The following is a 16936-nucleotide window of genomic DNA, read 5'->3' on the forward strand; positions in this document are numbered from 1 at the left end:
AAGGGCACCATCATGGCCGAACAGATCACCTGTCGCAGAGTCTACGAGGAGACCGCGCCGAAGGACGGCAAACGTGTACTGGTCGACCGGGTCTGGCCCCGGGGCATGCGCAAGGAGGACGCGCATCTGGACGAGTGGCTGCGTGATGTCGCACCCTCCAGCGAACTGCGCAAATGGTACGGCCACGAGCCCAGCCGCTTCACCGAATTCCGCCGCCGCTACCTGGCAGAGCTGCGGGACGCCGGGCACCGCGAGGCGGTCGAACATCTGCGCGACCTTGCGGCGCACGACAGACTCATGCTCCTGACCGCCACCAAGGACGTGGACCACAGCCAGGCCGCTGTCCTGGCCGACTGGCTGACCAAGGAAAACTGACCAGCAGCAAGCCGCGATCGAGTACGGGCCGGTCATCTTGGCCACACCGGGCCGGGCATCGTGCGCTGTTCGCTTCGGCGGGCGCAGATGTGAAGAGGAAGGGCAATGCGAACGAACATCATCCGGCACGAGAACGTGATGGTGAGCTACGACGTGGTCAACGGCTGGAGTGTCGTCGAGGCCGACGGTGAGCTGGATGCCCACACCACCCCCATGATCCGGGAAGGCGTGATCGAGCTCATCGATGAGGGACACCGACACTTCGTCCTGGACCTGGGGTTCGTCACCTTCATGGATTCGGTGGGACTGGGCGTGATCGTGGCGATCACCCAACGCATCCGTGAACACGAAGGCTCCCTGCGTATCGCGTCCGTCTCCGGCAGGTTGATGAGGATCTTCGACCTGAGCGGCACGCGCGAGAGCTACGAGATCTACCCCTCGGCAGCGGAAGCGACGCAGTCCGCACCCTCGCCGGCAGCCTGACACGCTCAGAGGAGCGGCCGTACGCCGTGCACCGACGCCTGGGGCTGCCATGTATACGAGCTGCCGGAGTGTCTGCCGGGTTCGGCACGGCCGTCGGCAGAGCATGGTGGCCACCGCTCCCAGGGCCGGTCACGCGAGGCATCGGGGCGCAACACGGCACGAACAGGCGGCTGCGGCAGCTGAGGAGGCACATGGTGTGAGCACCGACCGGGCCGGTGCCGCGGCCGAGCGGCTGATGCGTACGGCGCAGTACTTCTTCCCCGGCACCCAGTCACCCGACCGGCGGATGCTGTACCGCGAGGGCGGCCGGGCGGCGGAGGAGTTCTACCGGGAGCGGTGGCGCCACGACCGGGAGGTGCGCTCCACCCACGGGGTGAACTGCACCGGATCGTGCTCCTGGCGGGTGTTCGTCAAGGACGGACTGATCACCTGGGAGACGCAGGCGACCGACTACCCCTCGGTGGGGCCGGACTCCCCGGAGTACGAACCGCGCGGCTGCCCGCGCGGCGCCTCGTTCTCCTGGTACACCTACTCGCCCACCCGCATCCGCTACCCGTACGTGCGCGGACCGCTGCTCCAGTTGTGGCGGCAGGCGAAGACCCGGTACGCGGATCCGGTCGAGGCGTGGGAGTGGCTGACCTCGGACCCGCAGCGGTGCGCCGCCTACAAGCGGGCCCGGGGCAAGGGCGGGTTCGTGCGCTGCGACTGGCGCGAGGTCACCGAACTGGTAGCGGCGGCACAGGTCCACACCGTCAAGCGGTACGGTCCGGACCGGATCGTGGGGTTCTCCCCTATTCCGGCGATGTCGATGGCGTCCTACGCGGCCGGGACGCGGTATCTGTCGATGATCGGCGGCACGATCTCCTCGTTCTACGACTGGTACGCCGACCTGCCGATGGCCTCGCCTCAGGTGTTCGGGGACCAGACGGACGTGCCGGAGTCCGGCGACTGGTGGAACGCCGGCTACCTGATCGTGTGGGGCACCAATCTGCCCATCACGCGCACCCCGGACGCGCACTTCATGACCGAGGCCCGCTACAAGGGGCAGAAGGTCGTGGTGGTCTCCCCGGACTACGGGGACCACACGAAGTTCGCCGACGACTGGCTGGCGGCGGCCCCGGGCACGGACGGCGCGCTGGCGATGGCCATGGGCCACGTCATCCTGACCGAGTTCTACCGCGACCGGCAGGTGCCGTACTTCACCGAGTACGCGAAGACCTACACCGACCTGCCGTTCCTGGTGCGGCTGCGTGAGCGCGACGGCGGCGGGTACGTGCCGGAGAAGTTCCTCACCGCCGCCGACCTTCCCGGCCGGGACGGTGCGGAGGAGGCGGCCGATTTCAAGACGGTGCTGCTGGATGCCGGCACGGGCGTACCGGTGGTGCCGAACGGGTCGCTGGGTTTCCGCTGGACGTCCCGGGACGGTGGCCCCCGGTGGAACCTGGACCTGGAGGGCGCGGATCCGCTGCTGTCCCTGCACGGCCGGCCGGACGGCGAGGCGGTGGCCGTCGACCTGCCGCGCTTCGACGCAGGGGCCGGTGAGTCCGGCGGGGTGCTGCGGCGCGGTGTGCCGGCGGCACGGGTCGGAGGGCACCTGGTGACCACCGTCTTCGACCTGGTGCTCGCCCAGTACGGCGTCGCCCGCGAGGGCCTGCCGGGTGAGTGGCCGGCCGGTCACGGCGACGCGCACAGCCCGTACACACCGGCCTGGCAGGAGGCGATCACCTCGGTCCCGGCCAAGGCCGCCGCCCGGGTGGCTCGGGAGTTCGCCCGCAATGCCGAGCGCACCGGCGGCCGTTCGATGATCGCGATGGGGGCGGGCACCAACCACTGGTTCCACTCCGACCAGATCTACCGCGCGTTCCTGTCACTGTTGATGCTCACCGGCAGCCAGGGCGTCAACGGCGGCGGCTGGGCGCACTACGTCGGCCAGGAGAAGGTACGCCCGCTGACCGGCTGGTTCCACCTCGCGTTCGGCCTGGACTGGCAGCGCCCGACCCGGCACATGGTGGGCACGCCGCTGTTCTGGCTGGCCACCGACCAGTGGCGCTACGAGGCGTTCTGCGCGGACACGCTGGCCAGTCCGCTCGGACAGGGCCGACTGGCGGGACGTACCCTGCCGGACTGCAACGCGCTGGCCGCCCGGCTGGGCTGGATGCCCTCCCACCCCGCCTTCGACCGCAACCCGCTCGACGTGTGCGACGAGGCCGAGCGGGCCGGCAAGGACGTACCGGAGTACGTCGTCGAGGAGCTGAAGGCCGGCAGGCTGCGCTTCGCCGCCGAGGACCCCGACGATCCGGCGAACTTCCCGCGTGTTCTGCTCATCTGGCGGGCGAACCTGTTCGCGTCGTCGATGAAGGGCCACGAGTACCTGCTGCGGCACCTGCTCGGCACCGACGACGCCGTGACCGCCACCGAGACCCCGCCGGATCTGCGCCCCGCGGACGTCACCTGGCGCGAGCAGGCCCCGGTCGGCAAGCTCGACCTGTCGGTGGCCGTCGACTTCCGCATGACCAGCACCTGCCTGTTCTCCGACGTGGTGCTGCCCGCCGCCACCTGGTACGAGAAGTACGACCTGTCCTCCACCGACCTGCACCCCTTCGTGCACGCCTTCAGCCCCGCCATCGCACCGCCCTGGCAGACCCGTACCGACTTCGACGTCTTCCACACCGTCGCCGCCGAGTTCGCCAGGCTCGCCGCCGTGCACCTGGGCGTACGGCGGGATGTGATCGCCGCTCCACTCGCCCATGACACGGCGGACGAGATGGCGCAGCCGCACGGGCGGGTGCGCGACTGGAAGGCCGGTGAGTGCGAGCCGGTACCGGGCAGGACGATGCCGAAGCTGGTCGTGGTGGAGCGCGACTACGCAGCGGTGGCCGAGAAGATGGCGGCCGTCGGCCCGCTGCTGGACCGTCTCGGCACCACCACCAAGGGCCTGACGTGGAAGCCCGATGAGGAGATCGACTACCTGCGCCGCCGCAACGGAACCGTGCGCGGCGGCGTCGCCGACGGGCGTCCCTCGATCGCCCGCGACGACCAGTTCTGCGAGGCGATCCTCGCTCTGTCGGGCACCACCAACGGCCGCCTGGCCGTCAAGTCGCTGCGCGCACTGGAGGAGCGCACCGGCGTGGACCTGGCCGACCTGGCGGAGGAACGCTCCGGCGACCGCATCACCTTCGACGACACCCGCACCCAGCCCCGCGCGGTGATCACCTCGGCGGAGTGGTCCGGTACCGAGTCCGGTGGCCGCCGCTACTCCCCGTTCACCGTGAACGTCGAACGGCTCAAGCCCTGGCACACCCTCACCGGCCGCCAGCACTTCTTCCTCGACCATGACTGGATGGCCGAGTTCGGTGAACAACTCCCCGTCTACCGGCCGCCGTTGAACATGGTGGCCCTCTTCGGTGCCCCGACCCGCTCATCGGGCGGCCACCCGGAGCTCGTGGTGCGCTACCTGACCCCGCACTCGAAGTGGTCGATCCACTCCGAGTACCAGGAGAACCTGCACATGCTCACGCTCTTCCGCGGCGGCCCGGTGATCTGGATGAGCCCGCTGGACGCGGAGAAGATCGGGGTGGCGGACAACGACTGGATCGAGGCGTACAACCGCAACGGTGTGGTCGCCTGCCGCGCGGTGGTCACCCACCGCATGCCCGAGGGCACGGTGTACATGTACCACACCATGGACCGGCACCTGAACGTGCCGAGGACGGAGACCTCCGGCCTGCACGGTGGCGGCGACAACTCCCTCACCCGCCTGCTGATCAAACCCACCCACTTGATCGGTGGCTACGCCCAGTTCTCCTACGGCTTCAACTACATCGGCCCCACCGGCAACCAGCGGGACGAGATCACCGTCATCCGGCGGCGCAGCCAGGAGGTGGAGTTCTGATGACCCGTGCCACGGGCACCATCGGGCGCTGTATGGCGCAGGTGGCGATGGTGATGAACCTCGACAAGTGCATCGGCTGCCACACCTGCTCGGTCACCTGCAAGCAGACCTGGACCAACCGTCCGGGCACGGAGTACGTCTGGTTCAACAACGTCGAGACGAAACCGGGCGGCGGCTACCCGCGCCAGTACGAGGACCAGGAGAAGTGGAAGGGCGGCTGGACCCTGGACCGCCGGGGCAAGCTGAGACTCAAGGCCGGCGGCCGGCTGCGCAAGCTGGCCACCCTCTTCTACAACCCCGACCTGCCCTCCCTCGACGACTTCTACGAGCCGTGGACCTACGACTACCAGAGCCTGACCACCGCGCCGCTGTCCGAGAGCTTCACCAGCGCCCGCCCCACATCCCAGCTCACCGGCCGCGACATGCGCCCCGTGCACGGCCCGAACTGGGACGACGACCTCGCCGGAGCCGCCGGGTACGCCACCGCCGACCCGAATCTGAAGGGCCTGTCGGAGCGGGTGCGGATGGAGTTCGAGCACGCGTTCATGTTCTACCTGCCGCGCATCTGCGAGCACTGCCTCAACCCCTCCTGCGTGGCCTCCTGCCCCTCGGGGGCGATGTACAAGAGGGAGGAGGACGGCATCGTCCTGGTCGACCAGGACCGCTGCCGCGGCTGGCGGTTCTGTGTGTCGGGCTGCCCGTACAAGAAGGTCTACTTCAACCACCGCACCGGCAAGGCCGAGAAATGTACCTTCTGCTACCCGCGTATCGAGGCCGGGCAGCCCACCATCTGCTCCGAGACCTGCGTAGGCCGGCTGCGCCACCTCGGTGTCATGCTCTACGACGCCGACGCCGTCCTCGATGCCGCCTCCGTGAAGGACGACAAGGAGCTGTACGAGGCGCAGCTGTCGGTGTTCCTCGACCCCGAGGACCCCGAGGTCCAGGCGGCGGCGGAGCGTGACGGCATCGCCCACGACTGGATCCGGGCCGCGCAGCGTTCCCCGGTGTACGCGCTGATCAAGAAGCACCGGGTGGCCTTGCCCTTGCACCCGGAGTACCGCACCATGCCCATGGTCTGGTACGTCCCGCCCCTGTCCCCCGTCACGGACGCGGTGCACGCCACCGGCTACCACGACGACGACCCCGACCGTGTCTTCGCCGCCATCGACGCCCTGCGCATCCCCATGGAGTACCTGGCCAACCTGTTCACCGCCGGCGACACCACCGTGGTGGAGCGCGTGCTGCGCAAACTGACCGCGATGCGCGCCCACATGCGCGCCCAGCAGCTCGGCGACCCGCCCGACCAGGACCTCCTCGGCCAGGTCGGCGCAAGCGCCGACGACATCGAGGACCTGTACCGGCTGCTGGCCATCGCCAAGTACGACGACCGCTACGTCATCCCCCGCGTGCACGCCGAGGGCTCGGGCGCCCTGATGGCCCAGCACTGCTCCCTCGACCACCCCGGCGTTGCGGCCGCCGCCGCCCACGACGAAGCCCAGCTCACCCCCGCCCCGCCACCCCTGCCGGGCCTGAACCCGTCCGGCGGCGGCAGCCGGTTCCGCGACGGCGACGGAAAGGTGCGCTTCAACCTCCTCGGCTGGAACGGCACCGGCCCGGCCCCCGGCCTCTTCGGCGACGGGAGCCGCCGGTGATCTCCCGCCGCCGCGCCCGCCGCCCGGCGGCCGACACCCCCCTGGTGCACCGCATCGCCTCACTCCTCCTGCGCTACCCGGACGAGACGATGCTCGCCTGCCTCGATGACATCGCCGCCGCACTGCCCGCCGTCGCCGACCCGGCCGACCGCGCCCGGCTGGCCACCACCCGCGACCACCTGCTGCACCTGCCCCCCACCGAGGCCGCCCAGCGGTACGTCGGCACCTTCGACCACACCCGCCACCGCAGTCTGCACCTGACCTACTACCGGCACGGCGACACCCGCGCCCGCGGTATGGCCCTGCTCGCCCTCAAACACACCTACCGCCGGGCCGGCCACGAACCACCCGAGGCGGAGCTGCCCGACTTCCTGCAGCTGATGCTGGAGTTCGCCGCCCTCGTCCCCGAGCCCGGCCACCGCATCCTGCTGCAGTGCCAGGCAGGTCTCGAATTCCTCCGGCAGGCGCTCCACGAGTACTCCACCCCCTACGCGGATGTCCTCGACACGCTCTGCGGCCGGCTGCCCGAACCGGCCCGCCGGGAGCGCGACGCCTGGCGAAGGCCGGCCGCCGAGGGACCACCGGGCGAACAGGTCGGCCTGGAACCCTTCGGCCCTCCGGAGCAGACCGGCCTGGAGCCGTTCGCCCTGCCCGGACATCCGGCACCGCCCGCGTACCCGACACAGAGAGCGTTCCTGAGCGCAGAGGAGGGCCGGTGAGTTCCTGGGACCTGTGGTGGTGGGTCATCCTGCCCTACCTCGCCCTTGTCACCTTCGTCGTCGGCCACGTCTGGCGCTGGCGCTACGACCAGTTCGGCTGGACCAGCCGCTCCACCCAGTTGCAGGAACGCCGCCTGCTGAAATGGGGCGGACCGCTCTTCCACTACGGCACCTTCGCCGCCATCGCCGGCCACGTCATGGGCATCCTCGTCCCCGAGTCGTTCACCCGGTGGCTCGGTGTCCCCGAGGACACCTACCGCTGGTTCTCCTCCATCGGCGGCACCTCCGCCGCGCTCGCCGTCGCCTTCGGCGTGGTGATCCTCGCCTTCCGCCGCACCACCGTGCCCAAGGTCCGTGCCACCACCGGCCCCGTCGACTGGGTGGCCCTCATCCTGCTCGCCGTCGTCATCGTGCTCGGCATCATCCCCACCGTGGGCATCAACCTCCTCGGCGCCGGCTACGACTACCGCCGGAGCGTGGCCCTGTGGTTCCGCGGCCTGTTCGCCGGCAATCCGGACGTGGCCGCGATCTCCCACGCCCCGCTGATCTACCAGGTCCACGCCACCGCCGCCTGGGCCATCCTCGCCGTGTGGCCCTTCACCCGGCTCGTGCACGCCTGGAGCGTCCCGCTGTGGTACCTGTGGCGCCCGTTCGTCCTCTACCGCTCTCGCACCGCCGCCCACCCCACCGAACCGGGCACCAGCGGACGCCGCTGGCGCCGCATCGGCGTCCGCTACTGACCCGGCGAGTCCATCGTCCTCGTGCTGCGTGGCCGGGTACGTCTGCACAGCGGCGACGACGTATGGGAGGGCATGGCCGGCGACCTGCTCCTCGTACCGCCGGCCCGTCACAGTCCGGCGGCCCTCGAAGATGCCGCCGCACTACTGACCGTCGCCAGGTCCGCCTGACCGCGGCGTCTCCAGCAGGTGTGATCGGCGGTCGCCGCCACACGCCGGCGGCACCCGCCGATCCGCGCCCCCGCGTGAAGACCGACTCAGCCCGTCTCTCGCCGAGGGCGGGTGCCGCTCCGCCGCCCATGACCAGGCGCGGCGTGGGGGGCTAACGGCCTGCGGTACGTGTGTGGAGGTCCTCGTCCGTGATGGCGCGGACCACCCGGCAAGGGGTCCCGACCGCGATGGTCATCGGGGGGATGCTGCGGCTGACGACGCTGCCGGCGCCGATGACCGAGCCGTATCCGATACGCACGCCGGGCAGTACCACCGCGTTGCTGCCGATCCACACCTTGTCCTCGATCACGATCGGTTCCGAGAAGCGCCCGAAGTCGGCGCGTCGCGCGGGATGGACCGGGTGTCCCGTCGTGGTCAGCGTCACGCTGGGTGCGATCATGACATCGTTGCCGATCCGGATGTCCACGTCGTCGACGAACGTGAGGTTCACGTTCCCGAAGAAGTCGTCGCCGATGTGGACGTTGCTGCCGAAGGCGGCGTGGAACGGCGGCAGCAGCGCGGTGCGTTCACCGACCGAGCCGAAGATCGCGACGAGCAGCGACCGACGCTTCTCGGTCTCGCCCGGTGGTGTGTGGTTGTACGCGAATATCTGATCGGTGCGCCGCCGGGGCCCCTGGAAAGCCGCTTCCGACTCCGTGTAGACAAGCCCCTTGGCGATCCGGGCCAGGACTTCTTCCTCCTGAGCATGCGTCACAGCGGAACGCTCCCTTCGTCAGTTCCCGGGCGACGGGCCCGGCGTGCTCTCGGTCGACCGCGCGCATGACGAGCCTACGTGCGTGACGGAACCACCGTGATCCCTTTGGGACCGCGTGGATCAGCTCAGCGACGAGCCGGAACTCGCCCGGGCGGGACCGGAGGTGCCCGGTGCCGGTACCGGGCGGACCGCGCCACAGCGGGACGGCCCGTGGCCGGGAAGTCCGCGGACCGCCGAGCATCAACGTGACGCCGGGTCCAGTCGGCCGCTGCTCGGTCGGCCGCGCCGACGGTCCGGTCGCCGCCACTAGACTGCCTGACGTACCAGGAGCAGGGGAAGGGCGGGTATGTCCGCACGGCAGGTCGCGTTCGGGGCGTTGCTGCGCGAGATGCGACGGGCGAAGTCGTTGACCATCGAGGCCCTGGCGGAAGCCTCCGGGGTCAGCGGGCGGGGCATCGGCGACCTGGAGCGCGGGCGGCGGGCCGCACCGCAACGGCGGACGGTGGCCGCGCTCGCGGACGGTCTCGGCCTCGACGACGCCGGCCGGGAACGGCTGCTCGCCGCCGCCCGTGCCCGGCGCACCCCCGAGTACAGTCCCGTCGGCGTCCGTTCCTTCCCGCGCGGCATCGACGACTTCGTCGGCCGTACGGACGAGCTGACCGTCCTGGACGCGCTGGCCGAACCGCGCGGAGGCGACCGCGCCCCGGGGGCGGGCGACGGTGTCCCGGGCGGCCAGCCCGTCGTGGCCGTCATCCACGGGCCGCCCGGCGCCGGGAAGACCTCCCTCGCGCTGCGCGCCGCCCGCCGGCTCGCGGACCGCTTCCCGGACGGTCAGTTCATGGTGGACCTCCGGGGCACCGACGACAGCGCACCCGCTCCGTCCGAGCTGGTGGTCCGGGTGCTCAAGGCCCTCGGCGTGCCCGACCGCGACCTGGCGAAGGCCGGACCGCAGGCCCACCCCGCCCTGTACCGGCAGGTCCTCGCCGGCCGCCGCTGCCTGCTGGTGCTGGACAACGCCCGGGACGAGGCGCAGGTGCGTCCGCTGCTGCCGGGCTCGGGCGGCACGCTCGTCCTCGTCACCAGCCGCCGCGTGCTCACCGGACTGGACGACGTGCACCGGCTGCCCCTCGGCCGGCTCGCACCCGGCGAGTCGGCCGCCTTCCTGGCCTCCCTCGTCGGCGAGGCCCGCGCGGCGGCCGAACCCGAGGCCTTGGAGGAGGTCGCCCGGCTCTGCGAGCACCTTCCGCTGGCCCTCAGGGTCGCCGGCAACTGGCTGGCGACCCGCACGGGGTGGACCGTGCGCCGGCTCGCGGACCGGCTGGCGAGCGAGGAGCGGCGGCTCGACGCGCTGTCCGCCGGCGACGTGCGGGTGTCGACCGCCTTCGACCTGTCCTACCGGCAGCTCACCCCCGCGGCCGCCCGGATGTTCCGCCGCCTCTCCCTCGTCCCCGGCCCGGACATCGGCGCCGCCTGTGCCGCCCGGCTCACCGGCCAGGACGTCCACGACACCGAGGACACCCTGGAGGAACTGGTCGAGACCGGTCTGCTCGACGGCTCGGGGAACCGCTACCGGCTCCACGACCTGCTGTGCCTGTACGGCCGTGACCGCCTCGTCGCCGAGGAGGGTGAGGCCGACATCGAGGGGGCCCGCCGGTCGATGTTCCGCTGGCTGCTGGAGACGGCCGTCGTGGCCGGCCGGTGGTACGAACCCGGCCACGGGGCCCCGCCGGCCTCCTGGCGGGGCACGGTGGACCTCTCCAGCGCCGACAAGGCCCGCGAGTGGCTCCAGGACGAGGCCGCCAACTGGCTGGCGGCCCTGCACGCCGCCGCCGCGGACGGTGACCACGCCATGGTCGTCGAGGTGGCCGAGTCCCTGCACTGGTTCTCCGACCAGTGGATATTCTGGGGCCACTGGCCGGAGGTCTTCGGCACCGCCGCCCGGTCCGCCGAGGCGCTCGGCGACCCGCTGCTCGAAGCGACCCACCTCAACTACTACGCCTGGGCCGTGCTGGTCTGCGAGGGCCGTCCCCGGGAGAGCCTGCGGTACACCGCCCGCGCGCTCGCCGCCGCCCGACGGGCCGGCGACGCCGGGCAGCAGGCCTGGGCGCACGCGTACACCGCCTGGGCCCACTACTGGCTGGGTGAGGACGGCCCGGCCGATGAGCACGGCGTCCAGGCGATCGCGCTGTTCGAAGCCGCCGGAGACCTGCACGGCGTGCTCCAGGCCCTGCTGTCACGCGGCCTGGAACTGATCCGCGTCGGGCGTGAGGGGGAAGCCGCCGAGGTCTTCCGGGAGGTCCTCACCCGGCTGGACGAGGCCGGTGACCGCGTCGAACCGCACATCGCCGTCTTCACCCGGATCAACGTACTCGCGGGACTCGGGCGCTGCTACGGACGTCTGGGGCGCTGGGACGAAGCGGTGGAGCATGTGCGGGCCTCGGTCGAACTGTCCCGTACGGACGGCAACATCGGCCTGGAGAGCCGCTACCTCATCCGGCTCGGTGACGTTCTCCTGGAGGCCGGCCGTACCGCCGAGGCGCGCGAGGCGTTCACGCGGTGCGTCGCCCTCGGTAACGAGGCGGACCCGGCACGGGTCGCCGAGGCCCGTGCCCGGCTCGCCGGCCTGGGCCCCGCCTGACGAGCGCCCACCGCCGGCCGGGTGACAGTCTCGTCCGGCCGGCCCCGTCACCCCCGGCCATCCCCTGGGCCACGCCGGCCTGGCACGCGACAGTGCGACGAGGCGCGTGCCGACGGCGGGTCACGAAGCGTCGCGTAACGGGGCCGGAGCGGCCGACGGCGGGTGCGTACCGCGGTGTACGCGCCGCCCGGCTGCCCCGGCCGAAGCACTGGCCGGCATCCGGCGGAGGGCATCTGCCCGGGCACCCACGGGAGTTCCGGCCCGTCGCGAAGCCCCCTAGAGACCAGCGGCCTGTGCCCGGGCCTTGCCGACGTGCCAGCCGCGCAGGACGCCCGCGTCGGCGTCGAGCTGGAGGAGTTCCCCGGTCCGCGGGTCATGGTGGGTGGGCCGGAAGCCGGGGACCGAACCGGTGCGGGCTCCCTCGACGGGGTCCCAGACCTCCAGGCCGGACTCGCCCGCCGAGAACAGCAGCCCGTCCGCGGCGAAGAAGCGCCCGTGCGGGCCCGGGAAAGCCCCCGCCTCGACCCACTGCGTGTCGCCCGCCCCGGTGAGTTCGTAGAGGGTGGCGCCGTTCACCAGCGTCTCGTCGTCCTCCCCGATGCCGCCGACGGCCAAGCGGTTCTCACCGATCCAGGCCAGGGGCCGGTCCCAGTAGTAGTCGCAGAAGGCGAGCTGCGACCAGTCGGCCGGTCCGGTCGGCAGCGAGGACTCCGGGCCCGCGTTCCACACCAGCACCGAGCCGACGGGATGCCACTGCCACGCGTCCGAGACGATGTGCGTGCCCCTCGGGCTGGGGAGCAGCGCTCCGTGGAAGTAGCGGTTCCACGGGGCGTCCTCACCGCTCGCCGGTGTCGACGCCAGGGTCTCGCCCGTCGCCGGATCGCAGGCCACGATCCGGTTCCACTGGTCCCGGTACAGGACGGCCTGGCGTTCACCGTGCGTGGTGAAGGCGAGCGAGAAGGGAACGGTGTCGCTGTGGTAGCCGTCGTTCTCCAGATGGCGGGTGACCGACCCGCTGGTCAGATCGATCACCTCGCCGTGCCGTCCGTAGTCGATCACCACGGCGGCGAAACGACCGTCGGACGACGCGTGCAGCCGACGGGTCTGCGAGCGCCTGCCCCGGGGATTCGCATCGGCGGCCGGGGCGACGGAACTGCGGCCGACCTCCGTACAGTCACCCCCCGGCACGTCCCAGAGCAGGAGGCGTCCGTCCTCGCCGAGCAGCAGCAGACCCCGCTCTGTCGGGGCCATGTCCACGACCTCACCGGCGAGCCCGGGCAGCGGCGTGGTGTCCACTGTCGGGTCCAGTGGCCTGGGCGCCTCGGCGATCTGCGGTGCTCCGACCACTCCTTCGGCGCGGCCGAGCAGGTCGTCGAAGCATTCTTCGCACACCTGCTCGGTGGCGGGGGGGCTCTCGTCCCGGCAGCCCTCGCAGACGTGCTCGCTCTGCCAGCCGACACCCGTGTAGCGCAGGAAGTAGTCGGTCTCGGCGACGGCACGCAGATGTGCGCACAGGGGCGGGCCGTAGGCAGGCGCGTCATGCCCGCAGACAAGGGTCATGGGAGAGAACTCCTGAGAAGTGATCGCGGTTACGGGGCCGGTCGGACCGGAGACACCCGGTTCAAGGAAACAGTCCCGTGCCGTGCCGCGTCGGCCCTTCGGCCGCGCAGGGTCCCATCGGACAGAACATCGCGCCCGGATGGGCAAGGGAAGCCGTCCCGAACGGCCAGGCGCCCTTGGCAGCGCGCCGCTGGGGGGGTATGCCCGGTCCTCAGGTCTGCTCCGCCGCCAGGGCGCAGAGCTGTAAGCGGTTGGGCAGGCCGGTCTTGGCGATCAGGCTGGCCACGTGCTTCTCGACGGTGCGCGGCGATATGTAGAGCCGGGCGGCGATGTCCTTGTTGCTGGGGCGGTCGGCCAGCAGCCGGAAGATCTCGTACTCGCGGACCGTCATGCCCTTCAGGCGCAGCTCCGGCGGGATGCGGTCGCTGCCGGTGCGGTGCTGGCGCACCGGCGCGCCGATCGCGCGCAGAAGGGTCCGGCAGGCGCCGGCCACCGCGGTGGCGGAGGTCTCGCGGAAGTGGTGCTCGGCTTCCCTCAGCCATCTCTCCGGCTCTCCCCAGCCCAGCGCGTGGGCCTCCTCCGCGATCAGCCGCTGCCCGAGATGGCGGGCGGTGGGATAGGGCGCGCCCGTCTTCCGGGCGAGGAGTGCCGCGCGTCCGGCCGCTTCGGGCCGGCCCTCCCGGCCGAGCAGGACGGCCTCGGCGAGCAGGACGAAGTGGCGGTTCCACCGCATCCGGCCCGCCGCGCTGGCGGCCAGCCGGTCGAGGTGACCGCGGTCGGCCCGGCCGTCCAGGAGGTCGAGCAGCAGGCCGAGGCCGTGCCGTCCGCTCAGGTGGAAGGTGGTCGGGTTCTCGGCCTCCAGCGCCTCGAGCTCGGCCATGGTCCGGGCCGCCTGTTCCCGGTTCTCCTCCAGGAGCGCGCAGAAGACCTGGGCCAGGCCGAGGGCCAGCGGCTCCTCGGGCGAGCGGCTCCCGCCCCAGCGTCCGAAGTCGGCCAGGGCCTCCTCCATGGCGGTCCGGTCGCCTTGGTGGGCCGCCAGCACCGAGCGGGCCATCAGCAGGTAGCGGGCCACTGACGTCAGCTTCAGGCGGGCTGCCATGGTCAGCGTCTCGTCGCCCAGCGTCCGGGCCTCGGTGAACCGGCCGCGCAGCACCTCGTGCAGGGTGAGGATGCCGTCGATGCCGTAGACGACGGGGACCGCGCCCAGCCGCCGGGCCTCCGTGCGGGCCTCGTCGAGGGTGGCGGTACTGCCGTCGTCCAGCCACCGGATGCCGCCGAGCCGGGTGAGCGCGTACATCCGCTGGAGCGGCAGGCTGTGCCGTTCGGCGGTGCTCATCGCCTGTTCCAGATAGGTGCTGGCCTCCGACAGGTCGCGTTCGCGGGCGACCACGCCGAGGACCTCCCACGCCTGGCAGGCGACCAGGGGCAGGCCCTGCCGCTCGGCGGTGGCGAGCGCGGCCCGGGCCAGCCGCTCGGCCCGCTGGGTGCGGTCCTGTCCCGGCGTGTCGAGGCACAGGTACGCCTCCACGACGTCGGTCAGCGCGGTGTGCGCCTCGTCGGGAGCCGTCGCCAGCAGTGCGCGGGCCCGTTCGATCTGGTTGTTGCCGTCGGCCCAGCGGCCCGCCATGTACGCCACGTGCGCGAGGCGGGTGTGCAGGGCCGCCAGCCGGGCCGCGCCCAGGCCGGCTCCGACGAGTTCACGCAGGCTGCCGGTGAGGCTGAGCGCGCGGGTCAGGTCCCCGGTCTCCGCGAGCGCGGGCAGCAGCGCCTCCAGGGCCTCGGCGCGGGCGGCGGAGTCACCGCCTTCCGCCAGCAGCCGCTCGGCGCGGTCGAGCAACGCGACCGCGGATCCGACCGCGCCGTCGGCGAGGGCCCGGCGCCCGGCCTCGGTGAACAGCCGGCCGGCCCGGACGGGGTCGCCGGCGTCGGCGCGCAGGGTCGCCGCCAGCGGGCACCAGTCGCCCGGCAGCCCGGGATTGAGGGCCTCGATCGCGTTCGCGGCCCGGTCGGACAGGGCGACCCGGGCGGTCGGGGTGAGCTGCCCGAGCAGCGCCTCGGCGGTCAGCGGGTGCTGGAAGGCGTACCAGTCGGGGGCGGGTTCGTCGGCCGCGACCAGCCGGGCCGCCACGCTCGCGTGCAGATGGCTGAGCAGGCTCCGGTCGTCGACGCCGGTCATCGACTGGAGCACCGACAAGGGGAACCGCCGGCCCAGCACGGCGGCGGCGCTGAGCAGTGTCCGCCCCTGCGGGCCGAGCTGGTCGATGCGGTGGATGGCGCCCTCCAGCAGCGCCCTGGGCATGTTGCGGCGGAGGTCGCCGACCACCCGCCAGGCGGCGCCCTCGCGGACGAGCGAGCCGCCGGCGACCGCGCCCTGGAGGAGTTCCTCGACGAGGAACGGGATGCCGGCACTGTCCTGCCCCATCTGGACGAGCACCTCGGCGGGCAGCCGGCCGGGGTCGGTGTCCAGGCAGGAGGCGATCATCCGGCCGACCCCGTCGGCGTCCAGGGGTGCCAGCCGGAACACCGTCGCGCTGCGCCGGCGCCCGGCGGACTCGGCGAGGTTCAGCGCCTCGCCGGGATCGGACCGGAGGGTCGCCGCCAGCATGAGCGGCTGCTGTTCGAGGTTGTCCACCAGGTACTCGACGACGGCGAGGGTCTCGGTGTCGGCGTCGTGCAGGTCCTCCAGCACCAGCAGGCAGCCGCTCTCCCGGCCGGCGTGGGCGAGCACCCGCAGGACCGCTTCGGCGAGCACCACCGTCGATCCCTGGTCGGGGGCGCCGGTGCTCCAGCCCGGGACGAGCCGGCCGAGGACCGGGCGGTACGGTCCGAGGCTCGCCTCGTCCGGTGTGACCCCGCCGCGGGAGAGCGGCATCAGGGCCTCGGTGAGGGGCCGGAGCGGCACCATCGGTCCGATGGTGCTGCTCCGGCCCTTCAGGACCCGGACGCCGGCGTCCAGCGCCGATCCGATCAGCTCGGCGACCAGCCGCGACTTGCCGATCCCCCCCTCTCCGACCAGAAACGCCGTGCCTCCGCGTGACCGGTTCAGATCCCGCAACGATTCGCCGAGCTCCGCGACTTCGGCCTCACGGCCAATGAGATGAGCTGCCCGCAGACGCATACCTCCGGATAGTAGCCACTCGCTCACGAAGGTCACACACCTGCACGGACGGGCCGTGCGTGACGGCTGGTCAGGCCGGTACCGACACGGTGGTGAAGGTGGCGGAGCCGAGGCCGACCACCACGCCGCTGCCGAGGGTCATTCCGGCCAGCGCCCGGGTCCGGGCGCACGCCCCGTTCCAGCGGACCAGCCGGATCTCCCCGGCCGGGTCGGTGACCGTCGCGGAGGTGCCCGTGGCCTCGCCGTGGACGGTGCCGTTCTGCAGGAAGCTGGACATGGGTGTTCCTTTCCATGGACGTCGATCCGGCGTGGGATCGCTCTGTCTGTCGCTCTGTCTGTCGCTCTGTCTGTCGCTCTGTTCGTTGATCTGCTTGTCGGTTGTACGTCTGTTCATCTGTTCGTCTTGCCGAAGAGGTCGTTGTGGTGCCCGCGCCGCGGCGCCGGACAGGCGGCGGTACGAGGGTGCTCAGGTCCGCCCGCCGCCCTGGGCGGGGCTGAGCAGCAGGACGGAGGGCACGGTGTCGGCGAAGCCCAGCCGGAGCAGCGCGTAGCCGATGCCCGACAGCCCGGTGAGCAGGCCGGGCGTCGGTACCCGCCCGGGTGTCCCGCAGCGCGGCCCCCAGGCGTGGAGCAGTCCGAGGACCAAGCCGATCCTGCCGGTCAGGCCGGCTCGCGCCTCGGCGTGGCCGTGCCCGGCGAGGGCGGCCACCGCTTCCGCGATGCCCAGCTCGCCGTGGCACAGGCTGAGGTCGGCCACCGGCGGGTGCTCGGTGAGCCGGCGGCTCACGTCCCCGGCCGGGCCGGCGGCCGGCTGCGGGCAGAGCCCGGCGTCGGCCG

12 protein-coding genes and 1 pseudogene are annotated in these 16936 nt (G+C 72.1%); 8 read left to right on the plus strand and 5 right to left on the minus strand.

The window, feature by feature from the left end; genetic code table 11:
* Positions 1–12 precede the first annotated feature (12 nt).
* From ABZX30_RS31105 to ABZX30_RS31135, 7 genes and pseudogenes are all read left to right on the plus strand, one after another.
* A complete protein-coding gene (locus tag ABZX30_RS31105; RefSeq protein WP_355939478.1) occupies positions 13–375 on the plus strand; it encodes a DUF488 family protein in 363 nt (120 codons plus the stop codon).
* Between the two features lie 105 nt (positions 376–480).
* On the plus strand, positions 481–858 hold the full coding sequence (locus ABZX30_RS31110; RefSeq protein WP_355939481.1) for an STAS domain-containing protein: 378 nt from the start codon (positions 481–483) through the stop codon (positions 856–858).
* 235 nt (positions 859–1093) lie between these two features.
* Positions 1094–4750: a nitrate reductase subunit alpha gene (locus ABZX30_RS31115; protein ID WP_355939510.1), complete on the plus strand. Its 3657-nt coding sequence runs from the start codon at positions 1094–1096 to the stop codon at positions 4748–4750.
* On the plus strand, positions 4750–6402 hold the full coding sequence (narH, locus tag ABZX30_RS31120) for a nitrate reductase subunit beta (RefSeq protein WP_355939484.1): 1653 nt from the start codon (positions 4750–4752) through the stop codon (positions 6400–6402). Before ABZX30_RS31115 ends, narH begins: the two co-directional genes overlap by 1 nt.
* On the plus strand, positions 6399–7121 hold the full coding sequence (narJ, locus tag ABZX30_RS31125; RefSeq protein WP_355939487.1) for a nitrate reductase molybdenum cofactor assembly chaperone: 723 nt from the start codon (positions 6399–6401) through the stop codon (positions 7119–7121). The genes narH and narJ overlap by 4 nt, the downstream gene beginning before the upstream one ends.
* Positions 7118–7861 carry a respiratory nitrate reductase subunit gamma gene (gene narI / locus ABZX30_RS31130; RefSeq protein ID WP_355939490.1) on the plus strand — a complete coding sequence of 248 codons (744 nt, stop codon included), beginning with the start codon at positions 7118–7120 and terminating at the stop codon, positions 7859–7861. The genes narJ and narI overlap by 4 nt, the downstream gene beginning before the upstream one ends.
* A pseudogene (locus tag ABZX30_RS31135) lies at positions 7862–8029 on the plus strand (LuxR family transcriptional regulator); the annotation flags it as partial. It lies immediately after the preceding gene.
* Between the two features lie 151 nt (positions 8030–8180).
* On the opposite strand, the gene ABZX30_RS31140 reads toward ABZX30_RS31135, so the two are convergent.
* Positions 8181–8783, minus strand: coding sequence for a sugar O-acetyltransferase (locus tag ABZX30_RS31140; RefSeq protein WP_355939493.1), 603 nt, complete (start codon positions 8781–8783; stop codon positions 8181–8183).
* A gap of 346 nt (positions 8784–9129) precedes the next feature.
* Here ABZX30_RS31140 and ABZX30_RS31145 point away from each other — a divergent pair, with 346 nt between their 5' ends.
* On the plus strand, positions 9130–11421 hold the full coding sequence (locus ABZX30_RS31145; protein ID WP_355939496.1) for a tetratricopeptide repeat protein: 2292 nt from the start codon (positions 9130–9132) through the stop codon (positions 11419–11421).
* A 276-nt stretch (positions 11422–11697) separates the two neighbouring features.
* Here ABZX30_RS31145 and ABZX30_RS31150 read toward each other — a convergent pair whose 3' ends face one another.
* The 4 genes from ABZX30_RS31150 to ABZX30_RS31165 all read right to left on the minus strand — a co-directional run.
* Entirely contained in the window at positions 11698–12981 is a 1284-nt protein-coding gene (locus ABZX30_RS31150) for a hypothetical protein (RefSeq protein WP_355939499.1), read from the minus strand.
* A gap of 211 nt (positions 12982–13192) precedes the next feature.
* Positions 13193–16099 carry an AAA family ATPase gene (locus ABZX30_RS31155; RefSeq protein ID WP_355939501.1) on the minus strand — a complete coding sequence of 969 codons (2907 nt, stop codon included), beginning with the start codon at positions 16097–16099 and terminating at the stop codon, positions 13193–13195.
* A gap of 70 nt (positions 16100–16169) precedes the next feature.
* Complete coding sequence (locus ABZX30_RS31160) at positions 16170–16376, minus strand: hypothetical protein (protein ID WP_355939504.1); 207 nt, start codon at positions 16374–16376, stop codon at positions 16170–16172.
* Positions 16377–16565: 189 nt separating this feature from the next.
* Positions 16566–16936, minus strand: a 371-nt coding sequence (locus ABZX30_RS31165; protein ID WP_355939507.1) for a lanthionine synthetase LanC family protein, incomplete at its 5' end; no start/stop codon positions are given.

It is taken from the genome of Streptomyces sp. NPDC004542, assembly GCF_040610035.1.
In the GTDB taxonomy this organism is placed as follows: Bacteria; Actinomycetota; Actinomycetes; order Streptomycetales; family Streptomycetaceae; genus Streptomyces.